13 protein-coding genes are annotated in these 18,099 nt (G+C 46.3%); 7 read left to right on the top strand and 6 right to left on the bottom strand.

Annotation, left to right across the window (positions count from 1 at the left end):
* Positions 1 to 296: 296 nt before the first annotated feature.
* From L0659_RS08410 to L0659_RS08400, 3 genes are all read left to right on the top strand, one after another.
* Positions 297 to 710 (top strand): hypothetical protein, encoded by a 414-nt coding sequence (locus L0659_RS08410; RefSeq protein ID WP_235125392.1) that lies wholly within the window; start codon positions 297 to 299, stop codon positions 708 to 710.
* Between the two features lie 149 nt (positions 711 to 859).
* Positions 860 to 1,552, top strand: coding sequence for a DUF421 domain-containing protein (locus L0659_RS08405; protein WP_235125391.1), 693 nt, complete (start codon positions 860 to 862; stop codon positions 1,550 to 1,552).
* 69 nt (positions 1,553 to 1,621) lie between these two features.
* Positions 1,622 to 2,023, top strand: a complete 402-nt coding sequence (locus tag L0659_RS08400) for a DUF1398 family protein (protein WP_235125390.1) — start codon at positions 1,622 to 1,624, stop codon at positions 2,021 to 2,023.
* Here L0659_RS08400 and L0659_RS08395 read toward each other — a convergent pair.
* Positions 2,020 to 3,039, bottom strand: coding sequence for a low specificity L-threonine aldolase (locus L0659_RS08395; RefSeq protein WP_235125389.1), 1,020 nt, complete (start codon positions 3,037 to 3,039; stop codon positions 2,020 to 2,022). The genes L0659_RS08400 and L0659_RS08395 overlap by 4 nt on opposite strands.
* A gap of 64 nt (positions 3,040 to 3,103) precedes the next feature.
* Here L0659_RS08395 and L0659_RS08390 point away from each other — a divergent pair, with 64 nt between their 5' ends.
* A complete protein-coding gene (locus tag L0659_RS08390; RefSeq protein WP_235125388.1) occupies positions 3,104 to 3,301 on the top strand; it encodes a hypothetical protein in 198 nt (65 codons plus the stop codon).
* On the opposite strand, the gene L0659_RS08385 is transcribed toward L0659_RS08390, so the two are convergent.
* The gene (locus L0659_RS08385) at positions 3,302 to 4,450 is read right to left on the bottom strand and encodes an FAD-dependent oxidoreductase (RefSeq protein WP_235125386.1); all 1,149 of its coding nucleotides are present in this window, start codon (positions 4,448 to 4,450) and stop codon (positions 3,302 to 3,304) included.
* 216 nt (positions 4,451 to 4,666) lie between these two features.
* Here L0659_RS08385 and L0659_RS08380 point away from each other — a divergent pair, with 216 nt between their 5' ends.
* Both L0659_RS08380 and L0659_RS08375 read left to right on the top strand, forming a co-directional pair.
* Complete coding sequence (locus L0659_RS08380) at positions 4,667 to 5,512, top strand: MBL fold metallo-hydrolase (protein WP_235125385.1); 846 nt, start codon at positions 4,667 to 4,669, stop codon at positions 5,510 to 5,512.
* Between the two features lie 3 nt (positions 5,513 to 5,515).
* On the top strand, positions 5,516 to 6,283 hold the full coding sequence (locus tag L0659_RS08375) for a patatin-like phospholipase family protein (protein ID WP_235125384.1): 768 nt from the start codon (positions 5,516 to 5,518) through the stop codon (positions 6,281 to 6,283).
* 19 nt (positions 6,284 to 6,302) lie between these two features.
* Here L0659_RS08375 and L0659_RS08370 read toward each other — a convergent pair whose 3' ends face one another.
* The 4 genes from L0659_RS08370 to L0659_RS08355 all read right to left on the bottom strand — a co-directional run bounded on the left by L0659_RS08370 (position 6,303) and on the right by L0659_RS08355 (position 16,215).
* Positions 6,303 to 7,607 carry a vanadium-dependent haloperoxidase gene (locus L0659_RS08370; protein WP_235125383.1) on the bottom strand — a complete coding sequence of 435 codons (1,305 nt, stop codon included), beginning with the start codon at positions 7,605 to 7,607 and terminating at the stop codon, positions 6,303 to 6,305.
* Positions 7,591 to 10,977 carry a VCBS repeat-containing protein gene (locus L0659_RS08365; protein WP_235125382.1) on the bottom strand — a complete coding sequence of 1,129 codons (3,387 nt, stop codon included), beginning with the start codon at positions 10,975 to 10,977 and terminating at the stop codon, positions 7,591 to 7,593. The genes L0659_RS08370 and L0659_RS08365 overlap by 17 nt, the downstream gene beginning before the upstream one ends.
* Positions 10,978 to 11,071: 94 nt before the next feature.
* A complete protein-coding gene (locus tag L0659_RS08360; RefSeq protein ID WP_235125381.1) occupies positions 11,072 to 12,946 on the bottom strand; it encodes a RagB/SusD family nutrient uptake outer membrane protein in 1,875 nt (624 codons plus the stop codon).
* Positions 12,947 to 12,957: 11 nt separating this feature from the next.
* Positions 12,958 to 16,215 carry a TonB-dependent receptor gene (locus L0659_RS08355; protein ID WP_235125380.1) on the bottom strand — a complete coding sequence of 1,086 codons (3,258 nt, stop codon included), beginning with the start codon at positions 16,213 to 16,215 and terminating at the stop codon, positions 12,958 to 12,960.
* 485 nt (positions 16,216 to 16,700) lie between these two features.
* Between L0659_RS08355 and L0659_RS08350 the strand changes: the two genes are divergently transcribed.
* Positions 16,701 to 18,050 carry a vanadium-dependent haloperoxidase gene (locus L0659_RS08350; RefSeq protein ID WP_235125379.1) on the top strand — a complete coding sequence of 450 codons (1,350 nt, stop codon included), beginning with the start codon at positions 16,701 to 16,703 and terminating at the stop codon, positions 18,048 to 18,050.
* Positions 18,051 to 18,099: the final 49 nt, after the last annotated feature.

Below are 18,099 nucleotides of genomic sequence, written 5' to 3'. Positions count from 1 at the left end.
AACGGGCTGCATTCTACATTTTTGACAAATTGAGGTCAAAGCACCTCAAAATGTTCGTGTTCATTTTACTACGATTAGAAGAAATCTGTGCATTAATTGAAGCAGGCACAATTTACCGGCAGTGACGCTGCAAGGCATAATTTTTTCGTGCATACAAGTCAAACATCACTATCAGTTTCAGCCGTTTTGTAACAGCTGCACATGACGCAGCATTCTTCGGCTTTCAAACGACAAAAATAATCGATGTCATGGAAGACGGGCATCTAAAAGAAATACTAACCTTAAACCAATTTATTATGGACTTGCAAGGCTCAGATCAGGATAAAGAACAGAAAAGGCGTCCGTCCAATAAGAATATGGACGAACCCGATACGCTCATTGAAACCCTTGAAGATTTACAGGCAGAGGGTTATACATATGATTTCAATATGACCGCACACGCATTGGAACTGCACAAAGAGGATGGCATCTGCCTGACGCTTTCGCCGGAAGATTTTGACATTATTAAAGTGTACCGCTTCGAGGGAATGACAAATCCTTCCGACATGTCGATCCTTTATGCCATTGAATCAAAAGATGGCCTAAAAGGCACGTTGGTAAGCAGTTACGGCGTTTACGCGGATGCAATGTCCAATGAAATGATCAAAAAGCTGGACACACGCAGCTCATTGATTGTGCATCATCCGGAAGAAGATGATATGGCACATTAAGCCATTTTTCAGCGCAGCGATCAATAGTTCGGATTAAGATGTTACTTTGCCATAAAGATGGTCAGGTAGCATCTTTTTTTGTCGAAAGGAGCTAATTCACTAATTGGTCCAGAAGTCCAAAGCCCGTAAACCTCGTTATTAAGCATTGCATGAAAGAGATTTTTGAGTTGGAAAGGTTTCTGATGAACGACCTGCCTTACAAGTTCCTATTGGAAGTGGTGGTGCGTTCCATGATCATGTTTGTAATTCTCTTGACTGCGCTCCGGGTTACCGGCAAACGGGGAGTAAGGCAGCTTTCTGTTTTTGAAACCGTGATAATCATTGCATTAGGCTCTGCGGCAGGCGACCCGATGTTCTATGAAGATGTGGGTGTTATTCCCGCCCTGGTCGTATTTACCACCATTATCATGCTTTACAGGTTTGTGACCTGGCTTACGGGAAAAAGTGTTTGGTTTGAAAAATTGATTGAAGGAAAAACGGTTTGTCTGATTCATGAAGGCCGGTTTTCGATTGGCGCGTTTAAGAAGGAAACACTGGCGCAAGATGAATTTTTCTCCGAACTGCGTGTGAAAAGCATCTCGCATCTAGGACAGGTTTCCAGCGCCTACCTGGAACCATCAGGAGAAGTAAGTGTCTTTTTTTACCCGGACAATGAGGTTAAATACGGTCTGCCGCTGCTGCCGGACCTTTATAATGCAAAGAGCAAAAAGATCTTCAAAGACGGAGTCCATGCCTGCGCTTTTTGCGGAAATGTTGAAAAATTATCCATAGGGGGGGCTGTTTGTCCGGTCTGTAAAAGAGAAGAATGGGTTTTTGCCATTAAGACATCCAGATTAAGTTAGTCAAAACAGGCCTGTGAGCTGGCACGGGTATTTAATCATGTTTAACAAAAAATTTAAACGCATACTATTATGCATATGGTAGAATTGACCGACGACTTAATAAAATCTGCCGAAGAGCGATCTGTCGGGCAGGCTTACCCTTATTTCGTCAAAAACCTGAAAGCCATCGGTGTTGACAATTATGAAATTAAGGTAGGAAACCACAGACGTACTTATACATCCGTTATTGGTGATAAGCTGGTGATCGAAGGCGACATTCCGGAATTTGAATGCGCTGAAACATTCGAGCTGGAAGCTGTGAAAACAGCTATCAAACGCAATCAGGAAGGTGTTACGGACTACCCGACATTCCTGCGTGAGATAGGTGCGGCAGGCATACACACGTATGTGGCCGATCTGGCGGGTATGAAGGTGATTTATCAGGGACCCAATTCTGAATACGAGTACGAAGAAGTGATTCCGGAAGTTTAAATTGACCTGATCCGTGTAATCAATTCATGCAAATGATCGTCCGTGAAATCCAGGTGAGTGACAAAGCGGACGAGATTTTTACCAAAAGTGACTGCCAGTATGCCGTGCCGGGCCAGTTTATTTACATAATCGATCTCTGAAATGCGCTCCGCAATTCGGATAATGACGATATTGGTATCAACGGGAAAGATCTCTTCCACTTCGGGCAAATGCCGAAACATTTCACCGATTGCCCTTGCCCGCTCGTGATCTTCTTTCAGCCTTTCTACATGATTATCCAGCGCATAAATGCCAGCTGCCGCCAGAAAACCAGCCTGACGCCAGCCGCCGCCCATTACTTTGCGAAAACGTCTCGCTTTTTTGATCACTTCATGTGTCCCCAAAAGCAATGATCCAACAGGACAACCCAGTCCTTTTGAAAGACAAATACTGATGCTATCGAAGGCCTGACCATATTGCAAAGGACTTTCGCCCGTTTCCGCCAATGCATTAAAAAGCCGCGCGCCGTCCAGATGCAAGGGAATGTTCCTTTCCAGACACACTTTCTTGATCGCTTCAATCTCAGCGAAATCGTAATAACAGCCGCCGCCTTTGTTCATTGTATTTTCCAGTGAAACAAGACGCGTTACTGTCGAATGAATGTCGTGCTCCGGGCTTATCGCAGCTGCAACCTGTCTGGCTGTGAGCCTGCCACGATCGCCGTCGAGGAGTTTTACGGACGACAGCGCATTGAGCATGATGCCGCCGCCTTCATATAAGTAAATGTGTGAATATTGATCACAGATCACATCGCTGCCCGGTTGCGTGTGCACGCGGATCGCGAGCTGATTGGTCATTGTTCCCGAGGGACAAAACAGCGCTTCCTGCATTCCAAACAGCTTAGCCGCCTTTTCCTGTAAAGCATTTACCGTAGGATCGTCGCCCAATACATCGTCACCCACTTCCGCCGCCCACATGGCTTGCTGCATCTCTTTCGTTGGCTTGGTGACTGTATCGCTGCGCAGGTCAATTTTCATATTCAAATTCAGATTTTAAATGATATGCAAAAGTATGCGCATATATTGCGAAAAAATCGGGATAATGGAATTTGAAGAGTATTTAAGGTTAAAAAAAATTGATCAGCAAACATTCAGCACCGTAGATCCGGCCCGGTACGCGGAATGGAAAGAGCTGTTCACCACCATGCACCCCGACAGTTTCACTGCCCAGAAAAAATTCCTGGTCAATGAGATACGGAGACGTTATCATTTGAAAGAAGAGGTTTCGAAGCCGCAGTAACTATCCCTTCATATCTTCCATGAGCTTCATCAGTATCCCAACCGTTTTTTCAGTTTGCTCCTTACTCGGCGTCGTATCCCAATTCCCGACGATCCCATTGCTGCCGATGTAAATGCCGTCTTTGCGTGAAATGAAGTTTGCGCCCTGGGTATATAGTTTGTAATTCACGTCACTTTGCGGGATTAAACAAGAAAGCTGGCCCGAAACCGGCGTCAGTTCCTGATCGTTAAACACCGGTTTTGCGCCCAATCCCATGCAATTCACCACCACTTTTTCGGGTAATGCATCAATATCTTCCAGTTTTTTGATCTCCTGGATTTTTACTTTTCCGCCAAACATGACAAAATCTTCCAGCTGATGCCTGAGATAACTTGGAATGTTAAACATTAAATTCGTCCGTCTGGTCACATGATCCGCTTTGAAGGGATGTTCCTTTGCTTCCAGTTTTACCCGTTCGGGAATCAGACCGTGGATCTCGAAATCCTCTCCCCCGGCGCCGGGCGTGTAAACGGGCATTTGTTTAAAAACCCCATATTCCTCAGCCCAGCAGGCAATGTCATTTAGTCCCAGAAAAAACTGAAACCGACGAAACGAAAAGCGCGTTGCTTCTTCCCAAACTGCCTTAAACTCAGGCTTGGCCACCTTCACATCACAAACGCGTGAAGCGGGCGACCATGTTCCCGTTGCCAGGTTACTCGTAATGTTTGGCGGAACGTCTTTGGTATAAATGGTCACTTCACAACCGCTTTCCTGCAAGAGGCGCGCCGTTGCAATCCCCACTGTCCCGCAGCCGATCACAGCCACTTTCTTCTCGTTCGTAGCCAGCACATTGTTCCGCGCAATGTTCCCGGTTCCCCACGAAAGCGACCAGCCGCTGCCGCCATGTCCGTAATTATGCACAATGGTCTTGTTGCCCAGCTGCTCCACATCCAGTCGCGGACCAGAAGCACGAAACGGGCGTAAACCAACTGTTTCTTTAACGATACGGTCCATTGAAAGCCTTAATTTAGGAATCTGATGATAACCTCTTCCGATGTGAAAATGTTTATCCGGATAAAATTGCTGTGTTTTGGGTGCACAGGAAGACGCAATGGTGCCCAATGCAAAACTGGCGGGAATTGCCTTTTCGAAAAAATTTCTGCGGTTCATTAAGGTTGGAATAGTAGATGATACAATCGAAAAGTAGCGAGGAACATTAGTTTTTACAAATATTCTATTGATGGATTTAGCATCACCAAAACATTATTACAGTTATTACAAATTAATACAATTATAACGCCCCATTGTCATACGTGACATTCAATTTAAACATGGATTAACTCGCCGAAAATTTTGAAGTGCGTTTGATTTAGGTAACTTTCCGATATGAACATTCACATTATAGACACTGGATTCTTTAAACTGGACGGCGGCGCAATGTTCGGAGTGGTTCCCAAATCGCTTTGGAACAAGCATAATCCGGCCGATGAAAAAAATCTCTGCACCTGGGCTATGCGCTGCCTGCTCGTCGAAGATGACGGAAAGCTTATTTTGATCGATACCGGACTCGGGGATAAGCAGGATCAGAAATTCTTCGGACATTATGATCTGCATGGCGATGCAAGTTTGATTTCCTCCATCAGAAACTGCGGCTATGATGTTACTGACGTTACGGATGTCATCTTAACCCATCTGCATTTTGATCATGTCGGCGGCGCCGTGCAATATAATCAAGAACGGTCGCAACTGCTTCCCACATTTCCGAATGCTGTTTACTGGTCAAACGAAGCACATTGGGAATGGGCTATTAGGCCTAATCCGCGCGAAAAAGCTTCTTTTTTGAAGGAGAACATTCTTCCCTTGAAAGAATCATGTCAGTTGAAATTTATAAACAGATATCAGTCGCCATTTTCCAACATTGAATTTATTCACGTGGATGGGCATACGGAGCAAATGATGTTGCCGGTGATTCGTTATCAGGATAAGAAAATCATTTATGCTGCGGATTTGCTGCCATCTTCCTACCACATCCCGCTGGCCTGGATCATGAGTTACGATATGCGGCCGCTGGTTACAATGCAGGAAAAGCAGGAAGTTTTGCAAAATGCTGCCGCTGATAAGCACATTATTATATTCGAGCACGATCCTGTTTTCGAAGCCGCCGTCGTGGAGCGAACTGAAAAGGGAATTGTGATCCGTAAGCGCGGTGCGTTGAGCGCTTTTATCAGTTAATGTATGAAAATCGGTCTGGTTTTATCCGGGGGCGGGGCACGCGGCATTGCGCACATTGGCGCTATAAAAGCACTGATGGAACGAGGGATCAGGCCCAACATGATCAGCGGCACCAGCTCCGGGGCGTTTGTTGGCGCGATGCTCGCACACGGGTACGCGCCAGACGAGATCATTGAGATGATCATTCAAACCAGTTTTTATCCCTACATCAGGTTCGGGTTTGGTGCAAACGGACTTTTGCATATGAATAAGCTGGAAGCTGTGCTTCGCAAATACATTCCTGAAAACACATTTGAATCCCTGAAAACACCCCTCATTGTAACAGCAACCGACATTGTTTCCGGGGAAGAATTACAATTCAGAAGCGGCGAACTTGCTATTCCGGTGCTTGCTTCCTGCTGCATTCCGGGCCTGTTCAGTCCCATCCGCTTTCAAGGCCGCGAACTTGTCGATGGTGGCGTGCTGAACAATCTGCCCGTCGAACCCATTATGCAAGAAGCAGACTTCATCATTGGCATTCACTGCAACCCATTCACCCTGGACAAGCCCCTAAAAAAAACCACAGAACTCGTCTACCGCAGCCTGATCCTGGCCATGCACAGCAAAACCAAGGAACGCTTCAAAAAATGCAACCTCCTGATCGAACCACCAGAACTAAGCAAATTCAGCATTTTCGACTTCCGAAAAGCCGGGCAGTTGTTTGAGATTGGTTATGGTTATACCAAACGCTTGCTGGAAGAGACGGACATTGATCTTAATGCACCAGCCTAGTAAATCCAATAAAAACCACTCAATCACCAAGCTTCCTAACAACCCATTCGCCGACTTGAACGCCTTGCTTCTGGCCGTTTTCGATGGCGTCCATGAAGTGGATTCCTCCGTAGAAACGGGACATGCCGGACTCTTCTGCGGCGGCTATGAATGAGAGGAATGTTCGGGCTTTCAGGCCGAAACGCTCTTCGACCGTATCAGTGTATTCGAATTTATTGCCGAAATAATGGGTCAGGACAATGGCTGAGGCGGAGGATATGACGGAATGGCCGCTTAGATATTCCGGGAAAGGCGGCGTCTGCAAAAACGGCGTCCAGGTTGGATCAATGTATTTGCGGATGGCCGTTTCCGGGCGGATGCGGTTGCTGCGGAATTTTTCTTCCCAGCAAGTCATGAAGCCGTCCATTAATGCGATGGCGACGGAAGCATTTACCAGCATTGTTTTTGAGAAATCGGACTTTGCTTGTTTGCAGGCAATGTTGGTAATCCCCATCCAATGTGCTCCCGGGGAGATTTTTTTCATTCCAACCAGCAAATGCCCTTTATTCTCCAACGCAAACGGGTTACAATCCCAAAACGCCGCCATAACCCTGTGCGCAGGCTCTTTTTTATCATCATAATTGAGCTTCATCAGCTTGAAAAATGCAGAATTCTTGTCTTCTGAAAAAGCAACCGGCGGCTCAGGACGGAATTGTGCTGCGGAATCGAGCGTAAATGGGCGGACGGTTTTAAAATAAGGCTCTACGGGCGGGAAATAGCCCGGAGGCGTCGGATACCAGGTTCCAGGAGTCTGTTTGGGTTCGTAGCGCGGGAAATTGCTGATCAGATTGTATTTGTCTGCTTTGGCATATTTCAAAATCTGCTTGCTGATCGCCAATGCATATTCCTGCGAGCCTGCGATCATTTCTTCACTGACGCCTTCGTTCCTGCATGAATCCAGCAGCCTGGCTTGATATGTCTGTAAAAGTGCGCCGGATGGCTGCATCTTTTTGGCCGTTTCCAGCATGGCCAGAACGGCGCTGAGCTGGTAAGAAAACGCAGCAACCGCAGGCTTTTCCATTTTTGGATAATCATTCAAAATGCCGTGCATGCTTTTGTAAGCTGTGTCGTTTTGTGACACCACTTCGTAACCTGCAAGGCACGCATACGCGAAAAACCGTGCGCTTAGCGGCGGATTGGTCACGTCGTGGATCATGACGTCTGTCATTTGCAAGGTCACATTTCCGATCGCATCCGGACTGATCTTTGCGGAGGAATCCTTCTTGCAGCTTGCAAAAAAGCACAGGCCCGCCATGACCAGCCAGCCTTTAAAGAACTTTGCCAATTTGATATGCTTTAATTTCTTGTTGATTTATCCCAAACAGAAGCTTGTCGCCAATCGGCAGTACACTTCTCACATCGCCCTTCAAGTTGAATCCGGACCTGTCCTGTTTTATGTAAGCAAACTGACCCTTGCCATTTCCCTTTAACAAAACACCAAAATTTGCATCATACTTGCCAAACCGCAGCCGCGCTTTGCTCACATTGCCGCAAAGGAGCAAATCTTTGTTCCCGTCCTTGTCAAAATCAACGGCAGTAATGGTATATACGGGTGAGATCTGCGACTGGAAAGGGAGTGGTTTCTCTGCGAATTTGCCATTGGCACCTTGTTCGAAATAGGCTGTTTTCAGATAATTGGCTTTCAATTCCTTGGCACCTTCGAGCTCATCAGCTGTAAAGATTTCCTTCGTAGTCGCATCCGCATAGCCTTTGTAATCCTGAAAACGCGTCCGCATAATGCTCATTTGATCGAGCATTTCATCACGCGTCACATAAGGATAGCTTTTGCCCTGAATGTAAAAACTCATGATCGGATCTACGGAACCATTGTCGTCAAAATCCTTGTAAATCATTTCAACCGGCTCATTGTCAGAAGCTTTGCATTGGCTGTTCAGACCTAAGTTACCGATTACAAGATCTTCCTTACCATCTCCATTCAAGTCGGTTAGCAATATTTTGTTCCACCAGCCGCTGTATGGTTTGTCAAAATATGTGGTCGTTTTGTTTTCCAATTTGCCATTGACATGGATATAAACTGTGATTGGCATCCATTCTCCTACGACGATCAGATCTGGTTTTTTGTCACCATTCAAATCTGTCCAAGCCGCATCGGTTACCAGGCCAATGTTGGCGAGTTCAGCAGAAAGCTTAGCGGTTTGGTCGGAAAATTTGCCTGAGCCATCATTGATTAAAACGTAGCTTCTGGGCGTTTCGGGATATCGTCCCGGGATCACGCGACCGCCTACGAAAAGATCGGGCTTGCCGTCCCCATTAATGTCTGCAACGCGTACGCAGCTTGTGCTGGTGATCATTTTGGGCAATGCACCAGCGCTCTTGGTAAAATTACCCTTGCCGTCATTCAAATATAAACGGCTTTGCAACAGTGGATCCTCGGGCATAAATGTCGCGTAGCCGCCGCTGCAAACGAACAGATCCTGAAAACCATCGCCATTTGCATCAAAGAATGCCGCATCCGTGTCGTCACTCTGCTTGTCTGCTTCAAAAGCCGGCACTGGTTTGCTGGTGAAAGAACCGCTTTTCTGCTGCAAATAGAGCTTTCCGGCTTCTCGTGAACCTCCTCCTGCATACACATCCTCTAAACCGTCACCATTCGCATCGCCCTTTACCAGGCAAGGCCCGGAAAAAGAAATCGGGTTAATCAGCAATGGCTGACGTTTGAAATCATTCGTATTACTCGCTTTTCCATAATACGCGATCGGCGATTGAACAGCATTATAAAGCGGACTGGCCGATCCTGCGTTTGATTTGACCACTTTGGCATTTTTTTCACTTAATGTCAAAACTGCATTCACCTTGGGTTTGAGCACGCTTTCACGCTTACCGCTGAGCCACACAATTTGCAGGGAATCAATGCTTTCCTTACCCAAACCAAAATGCAAAACCGGCGAAACGCTCGATTGGTAACCACGCGTCGGCATCTGTTCAAGATATTGTTTTTGGTCTTTACTATAAATGGTAACCTTCGCTCCTACTCCGAACTTGTTGGCTCGCTCGCCTTCCAGTTTTATTTTCAAATAATTGTTTTTCAGTAACTTATCGCCATCATTTTGGTAAATAAATGCGGGCTTGTTAATGTTGTTGACGATCAAATCCAGGTCACCGTCATTGTCCAGATCTGCGTAAGCGGCGCCGCCGCTGTTTGAAATTTCCCCTAATCCCCAATTGTCGGCCACGTTGGTAAATGTCAGGTCTTTTTTATTTTGGAATAAATAATTTTTCATGTTGGACGAAGGCATTTGATACACCATATTAAGCACATCTTCACGCTTAACCTGTCCTTCAATGCGCTTCAAGTGGTCGCCCATGAACTTTACGAAGTCCATATTGGTGAAATCACGCAGGTTACCGTTGGTAATAAAAAGGTCTTTCCAGCCATCATTGTCGTAATCCGCAAACAGCGATGCCCAGCTCCAATCGGTGTTGGAAACGCCGGATAATTGCCCTACTTCCGAGAAAACCGGCAGTTTGCTTTTTCCGCCCTGTCCCTGGTTCAGTTGCAGCATATTCCGCATATACTGATGGTTAAAACCCATTTTGACATTAAAATCAAAGAGCTCATAGTTATCCAGCCCGGCGAGTAATTTCTGTCTGCGGTTGTCCTCAGGCAACATATCGAGCGTAAAAATGTCGGGCAGGCCATCATTATTAAAGTCTGCAATGTCGTTACCCATGGAAGAATGGGAAGTGTGACCGATGGAAGCATTCAGGGCGTCGGTGAATGTGCCGTTTTTGTTATTGATATATAAAAAATCAGGGACAGAATAGTCGTTTGAAATATACATATCCTGCCATCCGTCCTGGTTTACGTCGGCGATTCCTATGCCCAAACCGTAAGTCAGGGGCGAGCTTTGGATGCCTGCTTTTCTGGTAATGTCGGTAAAGTAAGGCGTTCCGTCTGCTTTCGGATCATTTTTAAAAAACCTTACGCCTGTTACAGGATCGTCCTTTTTAAGTATATCTGCCGTGCTGGCCTCATCCAGGATCGGGAGCGATTTTGGATTGTGGTTTAGTAAAAACATATCCAGGTCACCGTCTTTATCAAAATCAAAAAATGCAGCTTGCGTGCTGTTGCTAGGCGCACCCAGACCATATTTTTCAGCAGATTCTTCAAACTGCGGAACGCCGTTTGCATCATTTCCTGTATTAATAAAAAGCTGACCTTTAAGACTTTCCGGCGAAACATTTCCGGAATAGCACACATAGATATCCAGCTTACCGTCACCATTTACATCCGCCATAGTAACGCCTGTTTTCCAAGGTCTTTCACGGCCTCCAACGCCGGCTGTCGCGGTAACATCTTCAAAAACCATGCGGCCTTTGTTGAGATATAGCTTATTTGGCACCATGTTTCCCGTGAAGTAAATGTCGTCCAGCCCATCGCCATTCAGGTCGCCTGCTGCCACGCCCCCACCATTGTAAAAGTATTCGTACATCAACACATTGGTGTTCAGGCCCTCGGTTAATGTATTGGCAAAGTCAATTTTGGTTTTTTCGGCGGGTAAAAGGGTGAACAAAGGCGTCTGGCTTTTACCGTCTTTGGGTTTATCGGAATCTGCGGTTTTATTGCATCCCGTAAAACCAAGACTCATTGCCAGCACGATAACTCCTGGGATCCAGGATTTTATTCGCTTCATAATAGGGTCACGAAGGTTGAACTGTATAAAAAAGAAACTATGCCTTCATAACGAAGACATAGTTTCACAAATTTACTAATAAAGCGAGGACTAACTATTTATCATATCCCGGATTCTGTGTCAGCTTGGAATTTCTGTTGATCTCATCCCGGCTGAACGGACGGAAATACATTTTATCAGCCCACGTGCGGTTTTCATGCGATTTCTCGATGATCGGCGTGTAGGTGTAGTCGTAAACGGTCGTATCGTAATGATATGGCTCTTTCATCGACTTGCCTGGCTTAAATTTGCCCAACACATTAATGTATTCCAAAGGCCTCCCTAATGTTTCCTTCGCGATCATCCAGCGGCGCGCGTCATGATAACGGTGCTCTTCATAAGCCAGTTCGATCCTTCTTTCGTGGCGGTATGCTTCTTTAAGTGCAGCACCGCTCACTTTCAAAGCAGGCATACCTGCACGGAACCGGATCTTGTTAAGCCATGCCAATGCTTCCGCATCCTGGCCCAGCTCGATGCTCGCTTCAATGTAGGTGAAAACCACTTCTGTTGTGCGGATGAAAGGCCATGGAATGTTCTGGCGGTCGGTGTTATCGTACAACGCAGGGTTTGGATCAATAAACTTGCGCATATAGTAACCTGTCCGGCTTCCGTTCCAGTCTTCGATTGAGCTGCTGCGCGTATCCAATCCTTTACGGTTGATCAATGCCCCTTTGTCGTCCAACAGGTCATAAGCACCGGTCTGAATCTGGTTTGCAGGGTCTTTCGCATCCGATGGACGTGGTTTCCAGTCTGCTCCGTCATACATAATCGTTGCATATAAACGAGGATCACGGTTTTTGTACGGGGCATTGGCATGCGCAGGATTTGTCCAGCTGAAAGGCGTTCCGTCCATCAGTTCGTAATCATCAACCAATGTTCCTATCGGCGTATTTCCAGCCCAGTTGTGGTAACCGTTAGGGCCGTTGTTCAAACCTGTCTGGCGAGCGCCTTCTGATAAGCTTGGCGTAAAATAGCGTCCGAAAAGGACTTCACTGGCGGCGGACGGGTCGAGCGTTTTGTCTGCGCTCGCACCTGCCATAGCAATGGATATATAGTTGGCCCTTCCTTCTGCTGCTGTTACCGGAGCAGTTAAATTCAGCTTGTATGCACCATTGCCACCATCCACAACTGCCTTGGCAGCAGCCTGTGCAGCTGTCCACCGCGCCTTGCGGTCACCGGAAACAGATCCAAGGAATTCAGGATTCGGATATGCAGCCAGCGCAGCAGATTTTGCTTTCGCAGTAGGCATATCATGCAAATCACTTGCAGCATACAATAACACCCTCGATTTAAGCGCCTGTGCCGCAACTTTCGTTGCGCGGCCTTTTACCGTTGTTTTTCCATCCAATAACATTGCCGCGCTATCCAGGTCACTCACGATCAACTGGACACATTCATCCCATGTGTTACGGGGAACGCTGTAATCCTCGTTCAATGCATACACCTTTTTAATGATAGGCACTGAACCGTAATAGCGGATCAACTGATGATAATAATAGCCTCTCAGGAAGTATGCCTCTCCTTTCAGACGTGCTTTAAGCGTTTCGTCTGTGAAAGATGCCGTGGCTAGTTGCTGAATGGCCAGGTTGGAAGCGCGGATGTAAGTGTACATCTGGCCCCAGCCGTATGTTGCGTCCACCCAACCCAGGTTAGAAGGGCTTAAACTTCCTTCATTAACCGTGTTAATGTTACGTCCTGTGTGGGTGAAAACAGCTTCATCGGTCAGGGAAGCAAGCATTTGCTCACTGAAACCACCTTGTTGAAGGCCTGCATAAATTCCCGTCACAAAACCTTCTGCCAGCGGTCCCTCTTTCCAGGCTTCTTCACTTGGAATTTCGGTTGGCGGTGTTACATCCAGGAAATCAGTGTCGCAGGACCATAACCCGGCCAGCAGTGCAATTAAGAATATACTTTTATATTTCAATTTCATATCGATTGTCTTTAAAATGCTACACGTAGACCGGCGTTGATAATTCTTGCCTGTGGATAGTACTGGCCACTGGTGTTAGTGGATTCCGGATCCCAAACCTTGATCTTATCAAAAGTGAACAGGTTCAATCCGTTTACATAAATCCTGAATTTGCTCAAACCAATTTTCGATCCCAGGTCAGATGGCAGGTTGTAACCCAGCTCGATGTTCTTCACACGCAGGTAATTGTTGCTTTTCAGGAAGTAATCGTTGATACCCGCTTGTCCCGTGTTGGTATAATACCGGTTGTTACGGTTTGTCAGACGTGGATATTCGCTCGTTGGGTTATCAATGGTCCAACGGTGGTCGAAGTCGTATTTCAAGTAGTTGCCAATGTCACCGGATTCAGTAAGGCCTACGACTTGAAGCCCGCCCAGCGTTCCCTGGAACAATACAGAAAGGTCAAATGCTTTGTAACCCAGATTGATAGACGCACCGCCTGTGAAATACGGACGCTGCACTTTTTCTGTTCTCAAACGGTCATCAGCGCTGATCTTTCCATCGCCGTTCACGTCTTTGAACTTCATATCACCTGGTCTCAGGTTACCTGTAATAGGCGAGTAATCCAGTTTGTTGGCATCAATTTCGCCTTGGTCCTTGAATGCTCCGTCAAATTGGTAAACCAGGAATGAGTTATAAGGCATTCCGGTTGAACGCTGGTAAGCTGGTGCACCAGGTGTTTCATCCCAGTATTTGATCTGGTTTTTGGCATAACCACCATTCACACTTACGGAATAGTTGAAATCGCCCGCATTGCCATCATAGCTTACCTTGAACTCCCATCCTTTGTTTTGCAGCTTACCCAAGTTTTGAGGAGGCAGTTTTCCGTCGATACCCGCAGAAGAAGGCGTAGAACCCGCTTTTGGGATCAGGATGTTAGAACGGTTGTTTATAAAATAATCGAATTCAAATGCCAGTTTGTCGTTCAGCAATGTTCCTTCGATACCGAAGTTGGAGTTATTCGCAACCTCCCAGGTAAAGTTTTTGTTCGCCACACGTGCTTCCAGCAAGGTTTTAGCAACCTGATCGTTGATAATGTAGCTTCCGAAGCCCATTGTGGACAGATATTGATATTCCGCAAGTGTTTCTGTTCCAAGGAAATAAGGCTCAGCACCCATTTGTCCCCATGAACCGCGAAGCTTCACGTTATCAACAAAGCGCGACACGCTGTTTTTCCAAAAAGCTTCTTCCGAAATACGCCATCCCGCCGAAACCCCCGGGAAGAAACCGAAACGCCCTTCTTTTGGGAACACATAAGATCCATCAACGCGCCACAGGAATTCAGCCAGATACTTTTCTTTGAAGTTATAACCAGCGCGACCAAAATAACTCAAACGCGCTCTGCTAAACAGATCCGTATTATTGTTTGTTACACCATTCACAGTAACAGAACCTGAGTTTCCGATGTTCTGCTCAGGCGTTCCTCCTGCAAATAGCTGATCCACAACCGGTGAAATGTAGTAGCGACGGAATGCGAAGAAACCATCCCCATCCACTTTTTCACGTTGCACACCCGCCATTACATTGAAGTTATGCGAACCGATCGATTTCTCGTAGGACATCTGGCCAGTCAACTGAATGGACAATTCCTGATAAGAAGATTCCGTCAAACGCGGATCTTTGAATGTCGAACGAACTGTTCCCGTCAGCAAAGGCGATGTGCCGTCCGCTTCAAAAGTTTTCTTATCCCAGAAATACAATGTCCAGGGCGTTTCAAAGTTTTTCTGACGGCGGATTTGCTTGTCCAATGCAGCCATTGTATTGATTTTCAACCCCGGAACGCCAGGAATCTGAATTTCAAGACCTCCGTTTGTTTGGATATAATCTCTTCTGTCGCGCTCGTAACCTGTTGTATTTGTAGTGATTACAGCTGGGTTTTGACCATTTTCGATGTCAGGACCGGCTTTTCCGTTTGGCCAGATTGCGATTTCAGTCGGCTTACCGCGCATCAGCATCCGGAAAATCGGACCTGCGTCATTGCCACCACTTGGGTAGTTACGATCTTCTTCACGCAATGTCAGACCGACGTTCGCAGAAATGTATTTGTTGATTTTTGTATCCAAATTGATACGCATATCATACTGCTTGTAAGCCGTCGCCGTGTTCTTGTAGTAACCTTCCTGATTGATATAACCCAAAGAAGCCAGATATTTAATGTTTTCGCTGCCACCTGTCAATTGCAGGTTATGGCGTTGCTGCGGCGCCCATTTGCGGATTACCGAGCCATACCAGTCTGTATTGGGGTAAAGAAGCGGCGAAGATCCGTCTTTGAATTTCTGAATATCCTCAGGCTTGAAAACGGCATTAATTACGTTTCCGTTATCCTGCCTTTTATAAGAACCTGTTGTGTTAAAGCCAGTTAACGCATTACCCCACTCGCCTACCGGCAAGTTGTCATAAATCTGCAATTCATTTCTGATGATCGCATATTCTTCGGCGTTAGCCATTTCCGGCGTTCTGGTTGGTTGTGAAGCCCCGAAGTTCATGTCGTAAGATAATTGCGGCTTGCCTGTTTTTCCACGTTTTGTCGTGATCAGGATTACACCGTTACCCGCACGCGAACCGTAAATAGCAGCCGCAGCATCTTTCAAAACAGAGATACTTTCAATGTCCGCAGGGTTGATACGATCCAAACCACCGCTCCGGTTGGGAACGCCGTCCACAACGATCAGTGCATTGCTGTTACCCAGTGAGTTAGTACCGCGAATACGGATGGCAGAACCATCATTACCCGGCTCGCCGCTTGCCTGTACAGCCGAAATACCGGGCAGACGACCGCCCAGTGTGTTGGATAAGTTGGCAGCCGGCGCTTTTTCAAGTTCTGCTCCCTTTACGGCTGTTACAGAACCGGTTAGCGTCGCTTTCTTGGCCGTACCATAACCTACAACAACCACCTCGGTCAATGCCTTGGTGTCGGAAATAAGCTTGACGTCAATATTTGATTTATTGCCAATAGGAAACTCCTGGGTCAGGTAGCCGATAAAAGAAAAGACTAATGTGCCCTGCTTGTCGGCAGCCACGGAGTAAACGCCCTCATTGTCAGTAACTGTGCCGGCTGTGGTCCCTTTCACCACGACGCTAACGCCGGGTAAGGCCACTCCTTGATCATCTTTGACTGTTCCTTTAACCACATTCTGGGCATAAGCCCCTAAAACGGCGATCAGAACCAGTAAAAGAGAAGCAACAGATCGCGATACAGCACGAAATGTCCATCCAGTAGAAATTCTCATAGATTAAAATTTGGATTGAATAGTAGAAATTAAAAAAGTTGCTTAACCGTATAATCACGGAACGTGAGACAGTCACTGGTCACTAAAAAGAAACCAGACATCAGGAAAGAAAAATGGAGATCGGAAAGTATTTACATAGGTTCGATTTATGGTTGTTTTGGTGAGTTAGGGAGTTTTTGTTCGGATTTGTTATGCGTGTTATTTGTACACAATTCAATGTGCGGTCTTTGGAAAACTCATTGGATAAGCTTCTGATTTTCGGTTTTACTCATTCATTTGTACAAAAAGATATTAAATTTTTTACAAAAGAAAACATTCTAATTTTTAGCATATGCATTCTATGAAAATAACAATTTTATGCACTATAAATTCGAATAATTATAACAATGTATACCAAAAGTTACATGTTATGCTTCCAAAATGTGGCAGATGTTTACTAACTTCGCGACATAGTAATGTTGTATTTGTTACCTATTGTCTACATAATGAAATTCCCTTTACTCTCCCTGATTTGTATGTCGTTCGCCTTCGGCTGCACCAAAAATGTATCACCTGAAGAATACAATGCGAAAGCAGCTGATCCTAAAATATTTCATGAAACAGCCACGCACCTCACCGACGTGATCATTCATGACATTTTCAAACCACCCGTTGCCAGCCGGATTTACAGCTATTCATTCCTTGCAGCTTACGAAGCCCTTGTGCCGGCATATCCTGAATATCAATCACTTGGAGGCCAACTTGTTAAATTCACCTCACCGCAAAAACCGGATTCTTCCCTGGCTTACTGCTATCCGCTGGCCAGTATCAAAGCATTCGCAACCGTGGGCCGCACGCTTACGTTTTCAGGGAATATGTGGGATGATTATGAAAAGGATCTTTTCAAGAAATATCGTGATATGGGCATCCCGGACGATGTTTTCGAACGCTCTACTGCATACGGTGACTCTGTGGCCAAGCATGTGCTGGCCTATTCTGCAAAAGATCATTACAAAGAGATTCGCGGTTATCGCTATACGGTGACAAATGCGCCGGGAACCTGGGTGCCTACGCCGCCTGCTTATGCCGATGCGTGTGAGCCTATGTGGAACACCGTTAGGACTTTTGCCCTGGATTCTGTCACGCAGTTCCGCTGTCCGCCGCCCGCCAAATACGACCTCGACAAGAAGAGCAAGTTTATGGAGCTTGCGATGGAAGTTTACAACACCGGGAAAACATTAACAGACGATCAGAAAGCGACTGCCTATTTTTGGGATGATAATGCATTTGTAACCAATGTTGTGGGCCATGCAATGTTTGCAAATAAGAAGATGACCCCGGCCGGACACTGGTTGGCGATCATCAGAACGGTCGCTTCGGACAAGAAACTCGATCTGATGCGTTCAACAGAAGCTTATACACTGGGAGCATTATCACTTTTTGACGCATTTTCGGCGTGCTGGGATGAGAAATACAGGACGGTAAGGATCAGGCCTGAAACGGTGATCAACAATAACTGGGACCCTAACTGGAGACCGTTTTTGGAAACGCCTGCCTTCCCTGAATATGTAAGCGGCCACAGCGCGATCTCAGCAGCCTGCGGAACGGTGCTGACACATTTGATCGGTGATAATGTTGCCTTTACTGATACGACCGAAAAGAAATACGGCCACGGTATCAAATCATTTAAATCTTTTGAAGCAGCGTATTGGGATGCTTCCATAAGCCGTGTTTACGGCGGGATACATTACCGCGACGGTGTAGAGCAAGGGACTTACCTGGGTCAGAAAGTAGGTGAAAATGTTTGGAAACGCGCCGTTACTAAAAAAGGCCGGCACGAAATCGCTGCGAAATAGTGCATGATGAATGGGTTGGGTTCGGCTCAGCCCAACTCAGAATTATTTC

Source organism: Dyadobacter sp. CY347, from assembly GCF_021502655.1.
In the GTDB taxonomy this organism is placed as follows: domain Bacteria; phylum Bacteroidota; class Bacteroidia; order Cytophagales; family Spirosomataceae; genus Dyadobacter.
This window is presented reverse-complemented; position numbering and strand designations above follow the sequence as displayed.

Coding starts and splice junctions, on each gene's coding strand:
- L0659_RS08410 (WP_235125392.1), top strand. CDS start 297: ATGGACTTGCAAGGCTCAGATCAGGATAAAGAACAGAAAAGGCGTCCG.
- L0659_RS08405 (WP_235125391.1), top strand. CDS start 860: ATGAAAGAGATTTTTGAGTTGGAAAGGTTTCTGATGAACGACCTGCCT.
- L0659_RS08400 (WP_235125390.1), top strand. CDS start 1,622: ATGCATATGGTAGAATTGACCGACGACTTAATAAAATCTGCCGAAGAG.
- L0659_RS08395 (WP_235125389.1), bottom strand. CDS start 3,039: ATGAAAATTGACCTGCGCAGCGATACAGTCACCAAGCCAACGAAAGAG.
- L0659_RS08390 (WP_235125388.1), top strand. CDS start 3,104: ATGGAATTTGAAGAGTATTTAAGGTTAAAAAAAATTGATCAGCAAACA.
- L0659_RS08385 (WP_235125386.1), bottom strand. CDS start 4,450: ATGAACCGCAGAAATTTTTTCGAAAAGGCAATTCCCGCCAGTTTTGCA.
- L0659_RS08380 (WP_235125385.1), top strand. CDS start 4,667: ATGAACATTCACATTATAGACACTGGATTCTTTAAACTGGACGGCGGC.
- L0659_RS08375 (WP_235125384.1), top strand. CDS start 5,516: ATGAAAATCGGTCTGGTTTTATCCGGGGGCGGGGCACGCGGCATTGCG.
- L0659_RS08365 (WP_235125382.1), bottom strand. CDS start 10,977: ATGAAGCGAATAAAATCCTGGATCCCAGGAGTTATCGTGCTGGCAATG.
- L0659_RS08360 (WP_235125381.1), bottom strand. CDS start 12,946: ATGAAATTGAAATATAAAAGTATATTCTTAATTGCACTGCTGGCCGGG.
- L0659_RS08355 (WP_235125380.1), bottom strand. CDS start 16,215: ATGAGAATTTCTACTGGATGGACATTTCGTGCTGTATCGCGATCTGTT.
- L0659_RS08350 (WP_235125379.1), top strand. CDS start 16,701: ATGAAATTCCCTTTACTCTCCCTGATTTGTATGTCGTTCGCCTTCGGC.